Origin of the sequence: Dyadobacter beijingensis DSM 21582 (assembly GCF_000382205.1) — a bacterium.
Taxonomy (GTDB): Bacteria; Bacteroidota; Bacteroidia; order Cytophagales; family Spirosomataceae; genus Dyadobacter; species Dyadobacter beijingensis.
Map to the genome: position 1 here is coordinate 952,882 of NZ_KB907787.1, position 17,183 is coordinate 970,064.

Sequence of the window (17,183 nt, forward strand, 5' to 3'; positions counted from 1 at the left end):
ATTATCGTTTGGAAAAAATGCGGCGTATCCACGAATCCTGGGGCGGCCAGCATTGGTTCTGGGATTCGGGCGGCCGCCGGAACAATCCGCCGGAGATCCCGAAGTAGAGGTTGAAAGACCTCGGGTTGCCGATGTTGAGCAAGCCGGTGAGGTGATCGGTACCCAGCCAGAGCGGGCCGATACGTCCCGCCAGCCCGATAGCCGGTGAACGGTAACGGTTCATGAGCGAGAGCGGCACCGATATTTCGTACCATCTGTGCTCGTAGCGCGGGGTAATGCCCACGTACGACTCCGCTTTCATGCCGAATGCACCCTGCGGGATGAGGTTTTGTACCCAAAGGCCATTGACATACACATTGGGTTTTACATTGTAATCCACACTTGCCTGGAATGCCGTCGGCAATACCGATTTAAAATTCGGCGCAATGGGCTGCCCGCCGTCCAGCGACGAGTTAATAGCGTTGAAAATGCCTTCGGAGCCTTTCAGCTTCTGGAATGTGTCGTAACGGAATTCCTTATTGGTCGTATGCGTCTCCTGCTGGAGAATGTAGGCCGGATTGTTGAAATGCACACGCCCTATGTCGGTGAGCGACACGGCTACGCGGTAGAGGTATTTGTTTTTGGACGCATCACGCTTGCGGACCCCGCGTTCGCGGTAGGTGGCTTTGTTCACGTCGGGGCGGTACTCGTACACCGCGCCGATGTCGAAACCCCAGCCGCTTCCCGGAGGTGCGTTGCCGAGCAGCCAGGCTGGCGATGGTTTGACGTTCTGGAATCCTTCGTCGCGCGTGAGTGCATAGCGCACGTTGATTTCGTTGACATTAATATACTGCCGCTTGTTCTCCCACGTCGGGTCGGGCTGAATGTCGTAGGAAGAATTTTCGATAATGGCGTGGGCATTGTAAAGGCCGATGAGCCTTTTGACCGTAAAGCCGACTTTGAGATAGTCCGTCTCATTATCAAACACGGTCCCGCCCAGCGTGAGCGCAATTTCCCCCAGGCCATTCACATGCAGCTGGCCCGACTGGTTGTTATAAACCTGCCCTTGAATATCCTTGAACTGCGTCGTTTTGCTGATCAGCCGCGCCATAGGTTCGGTTACCTGGGTCATGTTCAGAATGTAGCGCGCCCGGGAGGAAATGCCCACGCCGATACGTCCTTTGAACATATTGAACATGATAGACGGCAGGCGGGTGTCGCCACCTGCATTCATATACTTTTTGTTGCCATTCAGTTTCTCGCCCAGGTAAGAGCGGGGGAACAGCAGCATACCGCGTTCATTGTGGTATTTGGCGGGCACCGTGTTGGTGATCAGGCTGAGGAACGAGTAAGGCGCTTCGTATTTGACGTGGTTGTTGGCAGTATAAAACTGCGTGCCGACCAGGTTCACATATACGCTGTAACGGCTGTCGGCCACAAACGCGGGATTGTGATATAGCGCGTTCGTTCCGGCGAAGTTGCTCATGGCGGTGCCTGGCAAATGCTGGGATAATGCATCGATGGTTATTCCGCAGACCAGTCCTAATATGGATAACCAGCTTTTTTGCATAAGGAACGTAATTCGGTAGGGTGCCGACATTGAGATCAGTTTACAAAGAAAATGCGTACGGGACTGACTTCCAAGACTGGTTTACTGATTGGGTAAAGAATATTCCATAACGAATAGCGGCACGATTTTAATACGGACGATATGCGATAAAGGTTGCGGCCCCGGAAAGCATCACGGTCAAATAGTTAGCATTAGGTACTGGCCCGGTGTGACTGCTGAAAGATGTGGCAGGGTTGTGCGTAACTTGGTAATTGTTTTGGTAATTCATACATTGACCATATATTGTTCTGTGAACTATCGGTATTGACTTATTCAAATTTTGAATTGTATGAATTTTTCATTTTCAAATTACCAAATAGAAAATTTCTTCGATGAGATGTTTACTCCGACGGGCGAAATCCGTCCGGGTTACGAGCATTTGAAGAATAAATTTGAAAACCTGACACACGAAGACCTCACCAACCGGCAGTCGGCCACGGAGCGGGCATTGCTGTCGATGGGGATCACTTTCAATGTGTATTCGGAAGGCGAGGGTACCGAGCGCATTATGCCGATTGACATTATTCCGCGCGTGCTTTCCAACGCGGAATGGGAATGGCTGGAAAAAGGTCTGAAACAGCGGATCAAGGCGTTGAACATGTTTATCGACGATGTTTACAATGAGCAGAACATATTGAATGACGGCGTCGTCCCACGCGAGCTCATCGAGTCGAGTAAGTGCTTTCTTAAACCATGCATCGGTCTGAAACCGCCGAAAGGCATCTGGTGCCACATTACAGGTACCGATCTGATCAAGGGCGACGACGGCACATTTATGGTGCTGGAAGATAACCTGCGTTGCCCGTCGGGAGTTTCTTATATGTTGGAAAACAGAGAGTTGTCGAAGCAGATATTCCCGGACGTGCTTGCGCGTACGGGCGTCAGGCCGGTGTCCGACTATCCGACACGCCTGCTGCAAATGCTGCAACATCTAGCCGACCGTCCTAACCCGACGGTGGCGGTGCTGACACCCGGAATCTACAATTCCGCCTATTTCGAGCATTCGTACCTCGCGCAGCAAATGGGTGTGGAGCTGGTGGATGCGCGTGACCTCGTGGTCTCGGATGGTTATGTGAAAATGCGGACAACCAACGGCTTGCAGATCGTGGACGTGATCTATCGGCGTATCGACGATACCTTCATGGACCCGGAATCATTCCGCGAGGATTCGCTCATCGGTATTCCCGGCATTTTTGAAGTGTATAAAAAGGGTCGTGTGGCATTGGCCAATGCGCCCGGAACCGGCGTGGCCGACGATAAGGTGGTATATGCTTATGTGCCGCGCATTATCAAGTATTATCTCGGCGAAGAAGCCATTATCCCGAACGTGCAGACGTACATCTGCGGCGAGGAGGATGATATGAACTACGTTCTTGAGAATATTTCACAATTGGTTGTAAAAGAAGCCAATGAAGCCGGCGGCTACGGAATGCTCATCGGGCCAAAAGCGACCGAGGAAGAACACGAACTTTTTCGCGAAAAAATAAAGGCCAATCCGAGGAATTATATTGCTCAACCTACGATTTCACTATCAAGAGTGCCTTGTATGGTAGAAGGGCATGCAGAAGGTCGCCACGTCGACCTGCGACCATACATTTTGTATGGCGACGACATCAGCGTAATTCCGGGCGGGCTTACGCGCGTGGCGCTGCGTAAGGGCTCGCTTGTGGTGAACTCGTCGCAGGGTGGTGGCGGAAAAGATACGTGGGTATTGTATTAAGTTATCATTAACAGTTACTGGCAGGCTGTTCATGATAACGGTTTATGATTTCTTTTGATAAACCTTGTTTGAACTGCCTGAAATAGAGTATGAATAGTCAGTAACTTAAATGATGTAACAATGCAACGCCATATAACCGGATGGTTCAGTCCGGCGCTTAACAAGGAGATGGAGATTGCCGTTTACGGGCATTATGGAATTGCGCTCCTGCTCATTCCGACCGCGGCTTCCGATTACCTGGAATACGAAAGGCACGGATTGATCGAGAGCATCGAACCTTATATTTATTCGGGAAAGGTAAAAGTATATTGTATTAACAGTATCAATGCAGAGAGCTGGCTGAACCCGCATATGCACGGTTATGATAAGGCGGTGCGGCATCAGGCGTTCAATGATTATGTGATCAAGGAGGTCGTGCCGTTTATCAAGGAAGATACCAGCGCGAACAACGAGATCATCGCAGGCGGTGCGTCGTTCGGGGCATTGCACGCGGCCAACCTGTTTTTCAAGCATCCCGACTACATTAATGGCGTGATCGCGATGAGCGGGTGCTATGACCTGAGCGTGTATACCAATGGCTATTACGACGACAACGTCTATTTCAATTCGCCGGTGCACTACCTGCCGAATCTGAAAGCGGAATGGCACTTATCCATGTATCGCGACAGCCGTCACATCCATTTCATCACAGGCTCGGGCGCGTACGAGGTGCCGGATTATTCGAGGCACATTTCATCGATCCTGGCTTCTAAAAACGTCCCGCACGAGCTGGATATCTGGGGTAGCGATATTCCCCACGAATGGTGGTCCTGGAAAAAAATGCTTCCCTATTACCTGGAAACACGTTTTTAACAACACGATAATAGATACCAAAAGCAGAAGCCCTGGCATGTGATGATGCCAGGGCTTCTGCTTTTTAAGTATTCCCCATCACGCTCCTTCGAACTGGCGCAGGAACCTTACATCGTTTTCGGTGAATAAACGCAGGTCATTAATGCCATAACGCAGCATCGTGATCCGTTCGATACCCATCCCGAATGCGAAACCGGTGTATTCCTCGCTGTCGATGCCGCAGTTTTCGAGCACGTTCGGGTCAACCATTCCGGAACCGGCTATTTCCACCCAGCCCGTGTGCTTGCATACATTGCATCCTACACCGCCGCAGATAAAGCAAGAAACGTCTATCTCCGCGCTGGGCTCCGTGAACGGGAAGTACGACGGCCGCAGACGGATCTTCGAATCCTTGCCGAACATTTCCTTCGCGAAATGGTATAAAGTATCTTTCAGGTCTTTGAAACTGACATTTTTATCCACATACAGGCCTTCTACCTGGTGGAAAACGCAATGTGCGCGGGCTGAGATAGCTTCGTTACGGAACACGCGGCCGGGCATAATGCTGCGGATAGGCGGCTTCTGGCGCTCCATCAGGCGCACCTGTACGTTAGACGTGTGCGTACGCAGGAGCACGTCGTCTTTTACCTCGCCGGTACTTTTGGAAATAAAGAAAGTGTCCTGCATTTCACGTGCAGGGTGGTTGTCCGCAAAGTTCAACGCGCTGAAATTGTACCAGTCCTTCTCGATTTCCGGACCGTACGACACATTGAAACCCATGCGTTCGAAAATTTCGATGATCCTCCGGCGCACGATGGTTAGCGGGTGTAAGCTTCCCTGCAAGTTGGGCGTAACCGGTAAAGTAAGGTCGATCAGCATTTCAGGGTTGCTGTCGGCGGCATTCTCCAATGCGGCTTGGAAATCCTGAAAGCGGGTTTGTGCCAGGTTTTTAAGTGTATTCAGTTCCTGGCCGACTGCCCGGCGATCTTCCTGGGGGATATTTTTAAGGTTGTCGAAAAGCTCGGTAACCGCGCCTTTCTTACTGATGTATTTCAATCTGAAAGCTTCCAGCTGCTCTTTGTTGGTAACTGTCGCCTGTTCGATTTCAGAAACTAACTCCTTTACCCGGTCGGTAATCATAAAAAGCTTGTAGTTATTGGTGACTTACACGGCCTTGCTGCGGCTGCAAGCCTGTTTTCAAGGGGCCGAAATTCCTGCAAAGATAGCGAAAGTTAGCGCGCAGGAGGAAGCGAAACGGCAAGGAAACGTCTAATGAGGCTGTTTATTGAAATAATCCATGTTTTTGAGACTACGTAAAATTACGCATTTTACTAAGTTTCGTTACGTCATTTGATGTATTACCTATTTGTTAAAGTATTTAAAATCAGTTAGTTGGATGGCTGTACGTACTTTTACGTATTTTCTGGTCGTTACGCTATGTGCTAATTTTGGAACAAGAAATCACAACAATATTAGCGTAGTTACCATGAAAAATTTTCCAAGCTTTACTCGCCCCAACCTGTCAGAGAGATCATATAATGACAGCCGCTCTTATATTTCAGTTCAGTCCATGGGCAGAACGATCTTTTTGACTCCCGATGTAATCACCTTCCTCGAAGGTGAAGGAAACTACACATTCATATATACCAACACCGGGAAGAAATACCTGGTTTCGAAAACATTGAAATCGCTCGCCGAGCAGCTGAACGGGAAGTTTCTCAGAGTTCACAAATCTTATCTCGTGAATTCCGACTACGTGGTTGAGCGCCTCGAAGACGATCGCATGCTGAAACTGTCATGCGGTAAAGAAGTGGTTGTATCACGCAGAAAAATCAAAGAAGTATCGGGCTTGCTCGATCACAGCAATCTTCTCCGCATCAGCGCATAAGAGATATTTGGTGAATTAAATTAGTGGGTTATTCATAAAAACAGCAGCCATCGCTACGATCGAAGGCTGCTCGTTTTGTTTTTGGGCGATGCTGATTGACCGCTGACCGCTGACCGGCTGACCGCCGACGGCTGACCGCCGATTAGTTTGTACGTCGAATACTATTTATACATTCGGTGGTTAGCGGTCAATTCCCGGCGGTTAAAACTACAATCGGCGGCCAGCGGCCAGCGGTCGGCCGTCGGCCGTCAAACTGCAGTCAGCGGTCGGCCGTCGGCCGTCCATTAAAACAACTTCAACCCCAGCGTCACCTGCCAGGAACTCACCTTTTGCTTCACAGAGCCGCCCGCCGACTGCTGGCCATTCACCTGGAAGGAAGCCAGGTTGGTGAATGATCCTTCTTTCCGGACATCGAGACTGAAATTGCCCAAATCCAGACCTGCTCCCAATTGGTACCCGAATGTCGCTTCCGACATCGCATTGTTCAGATCGGAAGTATAATATTTGAATGCATCGCGCAGACGCTGATTGTCGCCAATGCGGAAGGACGCAACCGGCCCGGCCAGAATGCGGAATGGCCCGCCTTTCAAACCGATCAGGAAGGGCACATCGATATTACTGTATTTGATGTTGATCGTTTTTTCTATCGGCGTTTCCTGGTCGTGCTCGATGATTTTAAATGAGCCGCCTTTCGTGGAGACCAAAACCTCCGGCTGAACGAAAAGCGTCCTTCCGAAACGCATCCAGATCCCGCCGACCGCCCCGGTTCTCGTATTGAAGCTTTCTTTCAGATTATCGCGTACTTCTTTGCCGTCATATCCCAGGTATGGATTGCCATTTTCATCGTAACGCGTCGTGAACACATCGCCCATGGTAAGCCGCGACAAGTTTACCCCTCCCTTGATACCGAACGCAAATCCTTTTTTCTGAGCCTGCACATTCGAGAATGCAAAAACGCACAGCAGACAGGCACAGGCTACTTTTGTCAGGAGTTTCATGGAATATAATTTTTTAAGTAAAACCGGTTAATAACGCCAAATTGCAAAAAACTATACCTATCCTACATTTTTTTTGATTTTATGGCCAAAACATCTAAATATTGGATTAATATCACTGGAAATACGTTAGTCACCAGGACACTATAAATTAGACTATTCTATTATGGCCAAAGCCAAGACGGCATATTTTTGTCAGGAATGTGGGTATAATTCGCCAAAATGGGTCGGCAGGTGTCCGTCCTGCGGCGAGTGGAATACTTTCGTACAGGAAGTCATTGAAAAGGACGACAAGAAAACAGCGGTGTCGTGGAAGTCGGTGAACCTGGCGAACAAGCCGCGGGCCATTGCGGAGATTATCTACGAAAATGAGCCACGCATACGCACTTTCGACGAGGAGCTGAACCGCGTGCTGGGAGGCGGTATCGTGCCGGGCTCGCTGGTACTCATCGGCGGTGAACCGGGTATCGGTAAATCGACATTAATGCTGCAAATCGCATTGACGCTTTCCAATAAGAAGGTTCTGTACGTCTCCGGTGAGGAATCGGAGGCACAGATCAAGATGCGGGCCGAGCGAATGGCCGCGAAAAGCGACAAATGCTATATCCTGACCGACACCCAGACGCAAAACATATTCAGGCAGATCGAAGATTTTCAACCCGAAATACTCGTTGTAGACTCCATTCAGACCATGCAATCGACCTACATCGAGTCGGGTGCGGGAAGTGTGTCGCAGGTACGTGAATGCACGGCCGAGTTCATGAAGTATGCCAAGGAAATGGGCGTTCCGGTGTTCCTGATCGGGCATATTACCAAGGATGGCTCGCTTGCCGGACCGAAAGTGCTGGAACACATGGTGGACACCGTGTTGCAGTTCGAGGGCGACCGGCACAACACCTACCGCATTCTCCGGACGATGAAAAACCGTTTCGGAAGTACTTCCGAGCTGGGTATTTACGAAATGCAGGGGACAGGCCTACGGCAGGTGAGTAACCCGTCGGAGATACTCATTTCGCAGCGCGACGAGCCTGTGAGCGGCATCGCGATCGGTTCGATGATGGAAGGGAACCGGCCTCTGTTGGTTGAAATCCAGTCGCTTGTGAGCGTGGCCACTTACGGCACGCCCCAGCGCAGCAGCACGGGCTTCGACGCGAAGCGTTTGCAAATGCTGCTGGCCGTTCTGGAAAAGCGCGGCGGGTTCCGGCTTGGCGTGCAGGATGTGTTTCTGAATGTTGCGGGTGGTTTGAAAGTAGAAGATCCGGCCATTGATTTGGCGGTGGTGGCGTCGCTCGTGTCGTCTTATGAGGATAAATTTATCCCCGCGTCCGTATGTTTTGCGGCAGAAGTGGGTTTGGGAGGCGAGGTGCGGGCCGTTAACCGGATCGAAAACCGAATTTCCGAGTCTGAGAAACTGGGTTTCAAGAAGATTTACATTTCGAAATATAATAGCAAAGGGCTCGATTTGAAGCGTGCGAAAATTGAAGTGATCCCCGTAGCGCATCTGGACGAGCTGTTTATGTCGCTCTTCCTGAATCAATAATTTACTACTAATGTATAAATGCGTTAGAAATCAACGCATTTTGGAATGCTTCACCAGGTAGGCGAGCAGTACAGGGTCGAAACCTTTGGCAATATCCGCTTCAATGAAGTCGATCTTGTATTGCCCGCATTTCAATTTGAGTTTTTGATAAAATTCTCCTACAAACTGCTGGTAGGATTCACGTACCTGCTCGGGCTGCACTTTAATGCGTTCGCCGGTTTCTAAGTCGATAAACTCGTAGGGACGGTTTTCGAATGCAAAAGCCTCTTCCGTTTTCCGGTCGGTGACGTGAAACAGCAGCACTTCATGCAGGTTATGACGCAAATGCTGTAATGCAGAGAAGATCTTGTCGGCCTCTTCCAGGTTATCGAACATATCGCTGAAAATAACCACCAGTGAACGCTTATGGATCTTTTCGGCGATCTGATGCAGCACATCCGCTACCGAAGTTTTCATTAACGGACGCTTCGTTTGCAGCTGCTGTTCCAGTTCTAGCATGATCTTGTGCACATGCGAAGGCGTAGATTTCACGGCCGTTTGCACTTCGATCTGCTCCGAAAATGTGCAGAGGCTTACAGCGTCTTTCTGGCGCTGCAGCAAATAGGTAAGGCTGGCCGCCGCCATCACGCTGAACGTCATTTTCCCGAAATTTTCTTCGGGATAATACATGGAAGAGGAAGTATCGAGCAGGATGTGGCAGCGGAGGTTGGTTTCCTCTTCGTAGCGCTTGACGTACAGACGATCAGTTTTGGCGAACACCTTCCAATCGATGTTGCGGGTGGATTCGCCGGTATTGTACAGCTGATGTTCGGCAAATTCGACCGAAAAGCCGTGAAAAGGAGATTTATGAAGACCGGTGATGAAACCTTCTACCAACTGTTTTGCAAGAAATTCCAGGTTTCCGAATTCTCTGACTTTGGCCAGATCCAGTTGGCGGACACTCATATTGGCATCAAGGCTTACTTTCTCATGGAAATGACTTTGCCCGATTTGGGGTCAATTTGTTCGTTGGGTGATAAGAGCACCATTCCTTCCATTCCCACAACCCTTACGGAGACATTGGCAACGCCTTTTGCCAGAATGCCCAACAGGCGGGCTGCTTCTTTGCTGAGGTCAATCACGCGGTGCCGCGAAAAAGGACCTCTGTCGTTGACTCTCACAATCACTTTCTCGTCATTATCCAGATTCGTCACTTCAAGCATGGTATTGAGCGGATAGCTCGGATGGGCGGCCAGCAGCTCACTGCTTTTGTGTACTTCCCCGAATGAGGTTTTCCGGCCGTGGAACCGCGCCGAGTAGTAGGAGGCGCTTCCGGTTTCCGTTTTGCCGAGCTTCACTTGTGCAAATGCATCAGGAAGCAGCGCGGCCAACGCTAACATGGTGAGAATCAGAATCCGACGATAAGTCATTTTTCTGGATTTAGGTGAAACATAATAAGGTAAATGTCCCTTATTTCATATCTTTCTTTGGTATTGCAGATCAATTTTAAAACCCACGAATTTCAAAACTAGCAAAAAGATTTTAACAAACCAGTAAAAATTGCGGTTAATTTGAAACGACGTCAACGCCAGAGTTGTAACCCGTAACCAACAAATCGCTAATATGTTCCGGTTTTTTTGGAAGCAGCAATAAACTTTATATTTTAGCGTTTGGAAACCTATTTAAAACTAAACATAGTGGAAGACAGAGAGCAAATCTACTCCAAAAGGGTCAGGGCGGGAAAACGGACTTACTTCTTCGATGTTCGCTCTACGCGATCTAACGATTACTATCTTACCATCACAGAGAGCCGTCGCCACCCACAGGGAGACGGATTTACGTACGAAAAGCACAAGATGTTTTTGTACAAGGAGGACTTTGACAAGTTCGTGGAGGCATTGAAAGAAGCGGTGGATCACGTGAAGACAGAATTGATGCCAGAGGTTGACTTCTCACAATTTGAATCCAAAGGAGACGAGGTAGACGTAGTAGGAGAGTCTGACCTTAAGTGGGATTAAGAAATTAAGATAATGTAAGGAAGCCTTCGCAATTGATTACGAAGGCTTTTGGTTTTTGTACCTGCTAAATAGTAATTTTGCGAAAATTATTATTCAGCAGGCGGGCATGCTTTGCATCACCAGTCAGGCATGCGGCCGCCGTTCACTGCTTACCATCAATATATGAGTCTTCAATGCGGGATTGTCGGATTGCCGAACGTTGGGAAATCCACCCTTTTTAATGCCATTTCTACCGGCAAAGCCGAAGCTGCCAATTATCCTTTCTGTACCATAGAGCCTAATGTGGGCGTTGTGACGGTGCCGGACGAACGTCTGGACACGCTTACCAAGCTTGTCAGCCCCCAGAAAGTCATTCCTACCATCATCGAGTTTGTCGACATTGCCGGCCTCGTGAAAGGCGCGAGCCAGGGAGCGGGTTTGGGAAATAAATTTTTGGCCAATATCCGTGAGGTAGATGCCATCGTACACGTAGTGCGCTGCTTCGCCGACGACAATGTCGTGCACGTGGAAGGGCGTGTCGACCCGGTTTTTGATAAAGAGATCATCGATGCCGAATTGCAGCTCAAAGACCTCGAATCGATCGAGAAGAAAATCCAGAAAACCGAAAAGGGCGCCCGCGCCGGCGATGCCAAAGCCAAAGCGGAGCTCGAATGGTTGAAAAAATATAAAACAACACTCGAAGAAGGCAAAAATGCCAGGGCCGTTGAAATCGATGCGGAAACGAAGGAATCGGTTATCGGCGACCTGCAATTGCTGACGGCGAAGCCGGTGCTTTACGTAGCCAATGTGGATGAAGGTTCGATGCTGACAGGCAACGAGTATTCTGAAAAGCTGCGCGAAGCCGTAAAACATGAAGGCGCCGATGTGATCGTTCTTTGCGCGGCCATCGAATCGCAGATTTCGGAAATCGAAGATCCGGAAGAACATGAAATGTTCCTGAGCGAATACGGTTTGGCGGAATCCGGCCTAAGCAAACTGATCAAAGCATCTTATGCGCTTTTGAACCTTATTACCTATTTCACCGCGGGTGTAAAAGAGGTGCGCGCCTGGACGATCGTAAAAGGCTGGAAAGCGCCTCAGGCAGCCGGCGTAATCCACAGCGACTTCGAAAAGGGCTTTATCCGCGCCGAGGTGATCAAAATCGCCGATTACGAGCAATATAAAACGGAACCTGCCGTGAAGGAAGCCGGTAAAATGGCGGTGGAAGGCAAAGAATATGTCGTGGCAGACGGCGACATAATGCACTTCCGTTTCAATGTGTAGTTGCTGAAAATACCGGAATATGCGAAGAGCGGCCATTTGCGCCGCTCTTTTTGCTTTATATCAGTCCTCGTAATAGTCCGGAGCGTCCTTGTGGATGACCGCCCGCAGCGTCTTCGCCATATGCAATATCGAATCGACCTTGTAATGCGCTTTTTTCATTAATTCGGGGTTATGTCCTTCATTGATGAGCTGCATGAACATCTCGCGCAGGAAAACGAGGTCGTCGGTGTTCTGCGTGAAATCTTCGACAACGTACATCTGAAACCCGCGATCGTCGTGTTGCGGGAAATACAGGACGAGGCAGAGGTCCGTTTGGGCGTAGAAACTGATAACGTGGCTTGCCTCGAAATTCGCCGGCATTTCATCGTGGTCCACCAGGCAGTCGACAATGTAATTCTCGTCGTTGGTAATCGAGAGGTTCGACGTGAGGTAGACGGTGTTCGCTGATGATTTCATAACGTCAGGTGTTTAACGCCGCCGGTTCCACTCCACAGTGCGGTAACCGATCAGCAAATCGGCGCGGCTGGCTGGCGGGCGGTGGTAGATCAATATGTCGTAGTCGTTCTCGGTAGGGGAGAAATTGCCTTCAATGACAGATTCGTCCGGTTTCTGATTGCCCCTTACCACGGTATAATCGTAGTTGATAACGCCCTGTTTCACCATCATTTCGACCTGGTAGGCTTGCGCGGTTGCGTCATAGGTCATTTTGTTTTGGTCGGTAAGCTGCCACATAGTGAATGCGCCGTTTACATAGAATGTCGCATCCGGCTCTTCGGCCATTTTCAATGTGAATACAACCGGCGTGTAGTCGGCCTCCACACTTCCCCGTCCGGATTCGCGCTGGTCTACAATGTATTGCCCGTTGAAATCGTCGATCTGTACATAAGGCACATGCGCACGAGGCTTGTCCGGGAAAAGGAACAACTTAGTGTAATCATCCGTCCGCTCGATCTCGTTCACCCCGTATCCGCGGCCGGTCAGCGAGCGGCTGTCGAAATACCGGAATTCGTTGCCGCCCTGGAAGGTGTTTTCAAGGTCAAAAAAAGTGTATTCCAATTGCTGGTCGAACGGCCGCACGTTGCTCGGTTTGAAACCTGTTTTAGCCTGGTCCCAGCGAAAGTTCTTGCGCATCACCACTTTCAGGTCCGTTTGCGGCGCTACGAGCTGATAGCCTTTGTAATCCACCGAAAAATCGATCTGCTGATCCGAGAATTGCTGCTGGATACCCTGTGAAAAGCGGGCCTGCGCATTGATGTTCACGCGCGTTTGATAATGCATAAATCGCCGGCTGCACATTAGTTTACGATCCCTGTCTGAAAAAACATAGATTACGTAATTCCCCGGCAACTTCAATTTTGGCAGCTCGAACCTGTAATGCACGTAAGGCACTTTGGTGCTGAACGACTGGTCGTATGCATTGATCGGGTATTCGTTGAACTCGTAGGTGAACTCGATATCGTTCAGGTTGGATTTGGTCCAGTCGGCATTGCAGTGGACAATCTTGGCGCGGAAGCCCTCCGGCTGGCCGGTCATGTCGTCAAATTCCAACACGAGCGGGGCGGGGTTGTTCAGGGGTGTAATGGGTGGCGTGAGCAGGCGTGTCGGCGTTTCGGGATCATCCAGGGCGGGATACAAGAGTACCGTTTTGATCTTGTCCTGGTAAATATAGTCTTCCAGGCGCAACCCCTGAGGCTGCGCGTAAATGTGTGTGTAAATGAGCAAAAGGCATGTCAGCAATACTAAACGCATTTCCGTTTTTTTAAATGGGTAACGTAACTTTTAAGTGTAAGGTACATATAGTTTGGAAAAGGTGATTTGAACATTATTAACTATTTTTGATTAGAAACCATGACAGCAGTAGCTATCAAAATGTACACACAGGAGGAATATCTCGAACTGGAACGCACCGCGGAGTACAAGAGTGAGTACTACCGTGGGGAGATATTTGCGATGGCCGGAGCGAGTCTCAATCACACGCAAATTAAGGAAAACCTGTCGGTAGGCGTAGGTACATTTCTTAAAGGCAAACCGTGCAGAGGTTTATCCGGGGATATACGTGTTCATATCCCTGAAAATACGCTATACACCTACCCCGACTATTTGATTGTGTGCGGCAAAGCCGAACTTCTCGAAGGAAGAAACGATACTTTGCTCAATCCTTCCGTCATTGTGGAAATCCTTTCTCCCAGCAGGGAAGGATATGATCAAGGGAAAAAATTTTACCTTTATCAGAGTTTGAAATCCCTGGTAGAATACGTTTTGATCAATTCTCAGGAGGTTGGTGCGCGGGTGTATCGTAAGGGAAGCGATGATATTTGGTATTTATCTTCTGAAGCCTACGAGAAAGATGGGAGCATTGAAATCGGTCACATTAGCCTCACACTGAAAATGGCAGATATTTATGAATATGTCGAAGATTTGAAGTAACAAAAAAGGGAGCCCTCGCTCCCTTTTGCATTTCCTCTATTTCCCCGAAAGCTCTTCCACTTCCAGCATCAGATTTTCCCAATCCTCCGTGCTCTGTTCCAGCTTTTGCTTGATATCCGCATAAAACCGGTTCATTTCGCCCAATGCTACCGAATCATTGTAAATCTTCGGATCGGATAGCTTGGCTTCGGTCTCCGTTTTTCTGACTTCCAGGTTGTTGATCGTCTCTTCCAATTCCTCGATCTGCTTCCGGGCCTTTTTCAGCTTCTGAGCATCTTCGTTGGACTGCGGTTTGCCATTGTTTTTGTTTTGAGGTGCCGGCTGCGCCTTTTGCGGCGGTGCGCTGCTTACCTGTACTTTTTCACTGACAGCGGATTGCAACCCGCGCTCTTCCACCCAAATTTCGTACTCCTCGTATGTGCCCGGATATTCCTTAATCTGATGATCCTCGATGTACCAGATCTTGTTCGCAATGTTCTCCACAAAATACCGGTCGTGGGAAACGACGATGTAGCTGCCTTCGTATTGCTGCAACGCCTGGATCAGAATGTTCACCGATTGCATATCCAGGTGGTTCGTTGGCTCATCGAGCAGCAGGAAGTTCGCCTGTGAAAGCAACACTTTCGCCAATGCGACGCGAGATTTCTCGCCCCCGGAAAGCACCTTGATCTTCTTGAAAACATCATCCCCCGTGAAGAGGAAACAGCCCAATACCGTCCGTAATTCGGTTTCCGTCTTGGTCGGGTTGGCGTACTTCAATTCCTCGATCAGATTGTGCGCCACGTTGAGCGATTCCAGCTGGTGCTGCGCGTAAAATGTGAACGATACGTTGTGCCCCAACCGTCTTTTACCATCAATAGGCTCCGTACCGGCCACAATGCGCAGTACAGTCGACTTGCCGCGGCCATTCGCCCCGATCAGCGCAATCTTGTCGCCGCGTTCCATGCTGATATTCGTCGCGTCGAGGATCACTTTGTCGCCATACGCCTTCGAAGCGTCTTCAAGCTGGAATACATGGCGTCCCGGCTGCGTCGTGAACTGGAAGCGGAAATGCACTTTCGCATTCTCGTCCATTACCTCGTCCACAATGTCCATCCTGTCCAACGCCTTCACGCGGCTCTGCACCTGGCGCGACTTCGTGGCCTTAGCCTTGAACCGCTCGATGAATCGCTCGGTCTGACGGATCTTAGCCTGCTGGTTTTCATAGGCGCCACGCTGAATATCGTTGCGCAATGCCTTCTCTTCCAGGTAGTAAGAGTAGTTGCCGGCATAATAATTGAGCTTCCCGCCCGAAACTTCCACAGTAGTATCAATGGTATTGTCCAGGAACTGGCGGTCATGGGAAACGACGATCACAGCGCCTTCGTAGTTCTGCGTGTATTTTTCCACCCACTGGATCGACGGAAGGTCCAGGTGGTTGGTCGGCTCATCGAGCATGAGCAGCGACGGTTTTTGCAAGAGCAGCTTCGCGAGCATTACGCGCATCCGCCATCCCCCCGAAAACTGGCGCAACGGCAGGTTCAGATCGGTGGTGGAAAAGCCCAGGCCTTCCAGGATGGCTTCGGCCTTGGATTGTACCGAATAGCCATCCAGTGCTTCGAACTCGTCCTGCACGCGGGCAAGCTTGTCCACGAGGTCATCGGTATAGTTGTGCTCCATATCGTGCAAAATCTTGTCCATTTGCACTTGGAGCAGGTTTTGTCTTTCAAATGCCTGCATCGCCACCGAAAGAATGGAATCTTCGGTCTGGTACGAAAGCAAATCCTGGTTGAGGAAGCCGATCGTGCAGTCACCTGCCTTGGAGATCGAACCGGCGTCGGGCTGGAACTCTCCGTTGATCATGCGCAGCAGGGTCGACTTCCCGGTACCGTTCAGTCCGATAAGCCCGATCTTTTGTTTGGGTTTAATATGCAGAGAAGCGCCGTCATACAATGCACGGTCGCCCAGGAAATAGCTGAGGTTCGTAATCGCGATCATGGTGCAAAGGTACGGGGAAAGAAGGAGATAGAAAAAGCGGCATGTTGGAATAGTTATAAAGAGATCCGCAACGTGGCTACTAATGGGTTATTTATGTAAATTTGATACAATGAACAATCTCTTCCCGATATTCCTGAAACTCGAAAACCTGCACACGCTCATTGTGGGCGGCGGCTATGTAGGTTTGGAAAAAATAACCGCAGTGCTGGACAATGCGCCGCTTGCCCGCGTGACGCTTGTAGCACCCGAAATCCGGGATGAAATCCGCGACATTGCCGCAGCCAATTCCCGAATAAATCTAATTGCGCGTAAGTTTGAAGACAGCGATCTCGCCGAAAAGGACCTGGTGATCGTCGCGACGAATGATAAGGAAGAAAACCGGCGGATCTGGGAAACGGCCCGCGCCCGCCATATGCTCGCCAATGTGGCCGATACGCCTGATATCTGCGATTTTTACCTCTCTTCGGTGGTCCGTAAAGGGAACCTGAAAGTGGCTATTTCTACCAACGGCATGTCGCCGACGTTCGCTAAACGCCTCAAAGAAGTCCTCGGCGAAGCGCTCCCCGATAACCTGGATCAAGCCATGGAACAGCTCAAAGCGGTGCGCGAAATGCTGAAAGGTGATTTCGCATCCAAGGTCGACGAGCTGAACCGCATTACCGCCGTTTTGACAGGAAAGAAAAAAGATGCTCCCTGACGCCGCTTAAATCGCTTTTTTGAACAATAAAAAAGGATTTTAGGGTGTTTTTAGGAAGATAATTTGCTAAAATGGTGAAGTGCCGCTCCACGGTTTCGGTATTTTGCACGTATTAAGTATATTCTTTTGTTTTTATACAACCAATGCCGCTTAAATTTGTCACCGGTGGTGGTAGAATGTTTTCGCTTTTCGGGCGATAATACGTATTATTGAATTGATTAAATTTTAAAACCGCCTCAGGCGGACGGACAGTTATTTGG

Annotated in this window: 16 protein-coding genes; 8 read left to right on the forward strand and 8 right to left on the reverse strand. The window is 49.6% G+C overall.

Annotated elements, in window-relative coordinates:
- Nucleotide 1: 1 nt before the first annotated feature.
- Complete coding sequence (locus tag H144_RS0111195; RefSeq protein WP_157504621.1) at nt 2–1,549, reverse strand: DUF5723 family protein; 1,548 nt, start codon at nt 1,547–1,549, stop codon at nt 2–4.
- A gap of 328 nt (nt 1,550–1,877) precedes the next feature.
- On the opposite strand from H144_RS0111195, the gene H144_RS0111200 reads away from it, so the two are divergent.
- Both H144_RS0111200 and H144_RS0111205 read left to right on the forward strand, forming a co-directional pair.
- Nucleotides 1,878–3,308, forward strand: a complete 1,431-nt coding sequence (locus H144_RS0111200) for a circularly permuted type 2 ATP-grasp protein (RefSeq protein WP_019942153.1) — start codon at nt 1,878–1,880, stop codon at nt 3,306–3,308.
- Between the two features lie 120 nt (nt 3,309–3,428).
- Nucleotides 3,429–4,160 (forward strand): esterase family protein, encoded by a 732-nt coding sequence (locus H144_RS0111205; RefSeq protein WP_026350606.1) that lies wholly within the window; start codon nt 3,429–3,431, stop codon nt 4,158–4,160.
- Nucleotides 4,161–4,238: 78 nt separating this feature from the next.
- On the opposite strand, the gene pheS is transcribed toward H144_RS0111205, so the two are convergent.
- Entirely contained in the window at nt 4,239–5,279 is a 1,041-nt protein-coding gene (gene pheS / locus H144_RS0111210) for a phenylalanine--tRNA ligase subunit alpha (RefSeq protein WP_019942155.1), read from the reverse strand.
- A 430-nt stretch (nt 5,280–5,709) separates the two neighbouring features.
- On the opposite strand from pheS, the gene H144_RS31710 reads away from it, so the two are divergent.
- Nucleotides 5,710–6,027, forward strand: coding sequence for a LytR/AlgR family response regulator transcription factor (locus H144_RS31710; RefSeq protein WP_019942156.1), 318 nt, complete (start codon nt 5,710–5,712; stop codon nt 6,025–6,027).
- Between the two features lie 284 nt (nt 6,028–6,311).
- On the opposite strand, the gene H144_RS0111220 is transcribed toward H144_RS31710, so the two are convergent.
- A complete protein-coding gene (locus H144_RS0111220) occupies nt 6,312–7,025 on the reverse strand; it encodes a porin family protein (protein WP_019942157.1) in 714 nt (237 codons plus the stop codon).
- Between the two features lie 163 nt (nt 7,026–7,188).
- Between H144_RS0111220 and radA the strand changes: the two genes are divergently transcribed.
- On the forward strand, nt 7,189–8,562 hold the full coding sequence (gene radA, locus H144_RS0111225) for a DNA repair protein RadA (RefSeq protein ID WP_019942158.1): 1,374 nt from the start codon (nt 7,189–7,191) through the stop codon (nt 8,560–8,562).
- A 30-nt stretch (nt 8,563–8,592) separates the two neighbouring features.
- On the opposite strand, the gene H144_RS0111230 is transcribed toward radA, so the two are convergent.
- Both H144_RS0111230 and H144_RS0111235 read right to left on the reverse strand, forming a co-directional pair.
- Nucleotides 8,593–9,507: a DUF58 domain-containing protein gene (locus tag H144_RS0111230; RefSeq protein WP_019942159.1), complete on the reverse strand. Its 915-nt coding sequence runs from the start codon at nt 9,505–9,507 to the stop codon at nt 8,593–8,595.
- A 14-nt stretch (nt 9,508–9,521) separates the two neighbouring features.
- The gene (locus H144_RS0111235) at nt 9,522–9,971 is read right to left on the reverse strand and encodes a septal ring lytic transglycosylase RlpA family protein (protein ID WP_019942160.1); all 450 of its coding nucleotides are present in this window, start codon (nt 9,969–9,971) and stop codon (nt 9,522–9,524) included.
- 240 nt (nt 9,972–10,211) lie between these two features.
- On the opposite strand from H144_RS0111235, the gene H144_RS0111240 reads away from it, so the two are divergent.
- Nucleotides 10,212–10,559: a DUF3276 family protein gene (locus H144_RS0111240; RefSeq protein ID WP_019942161.1), complete on the forward strand. Its 348-nt coding sequence runs from the start codon at nt 10,212–10,214 to the stop codon at nt 10,557–10,559.
- 162 nt (nt 10,560–10,721) lie between these two features.
- The gene (gene ychF, locus H144_RS0111245) at nt 10,722–11,822 is read left to right on the forward strand and encodes a redox-regulated ATPase YchF (RefSeq protein ID WP_026350608.1); all 1,101 of its coding nucleotides are present in this window, start codon (nt 10,722–10,724) and stop codon (nt 11,820–11,822) included.
- A 60-nt stretch (nt 11,823–11,882) separates the two neighbouring features.
- On the opposite strand, the gene H144_RS0111250 is transcribed toward ychF, so the two are convergent.
- Nucleotides 11,883–12,278 (reverse strand): hypothetical protein, encoded by a 396-nt coding sequence (locus H144_RS0111250; RefSeq protein WP_019942163.1) that lies wholly within the window; start codon nt 12,276–12,278, stop codon nt 11,883–11,885.
- 12 nt (nt 12,279–12,290) lie between these two features.
- Nucleotides 12,291–13,571 (reverse strand): type IX secretion system plug protein, encoded by a 1,281-nt coding sequence (locus H144_RS0111255; protein WP_019942164.1) that lies wholly within the window; start codon nt 13,569–13,571, stop codon nt 12,291–12,293.
- Between the two features lie 99 nt (nt 13,572–13,670).
- On the opposite strand from H144_RS0111255, the gene H144_RS0111260 reads away from it, so the two are divergent.
- On the forward strand, nt 13,671–14,249 hold the full coding sequence (locus H144_RS0111260) for a Uma2 family endonuclease (protein ID WP_019942165.1): 579 nt from the start codon (nt 13,671–13,673) through the stop codon (nt 14,247–14,249).
- A 36-nt stretch (nt 14,250–14,285) separates the two neighbouring features.
- On the opposite strand, the gene H144_RS0111265 is transcribed toward H144_RS0111260, so the two are convergent.
- On the reverse strand, nt 14,286–16,226 hold the full coding sequence (locus tag H144_RS0111265; protein WP_019942166.1) for an ABC-F family ATP-binding cassette domain-containing protein: 1,941 nt from the start codon (nt 16,224–16,226) through the stop codon (nt 14,286–14,288).
- A 109-nt stretch (nt 16,227–16,335) separates the two neighbouring features.
- Here H144_RS0111265 and H144_RS0111270 point away from each other — a divergent pair, with 109 nt between their 5' ends.
- Nucleotides 16,336–16,923: a precorrin-2 dehydrogenase/sirohydrochlorin ferrochelatase family protein gene (locus H144_RS0111270; RefSeq protein ID WP_019942167.1), complete on the forward strand. Its 588-nt coding sequence runs from the start codon at nt 16,336–16,338 to the stop codon at nt 16,921–16,923.
- The last annotated feature ends 260 nt before the right edge of the window (nt 16,924–17,183 follow it).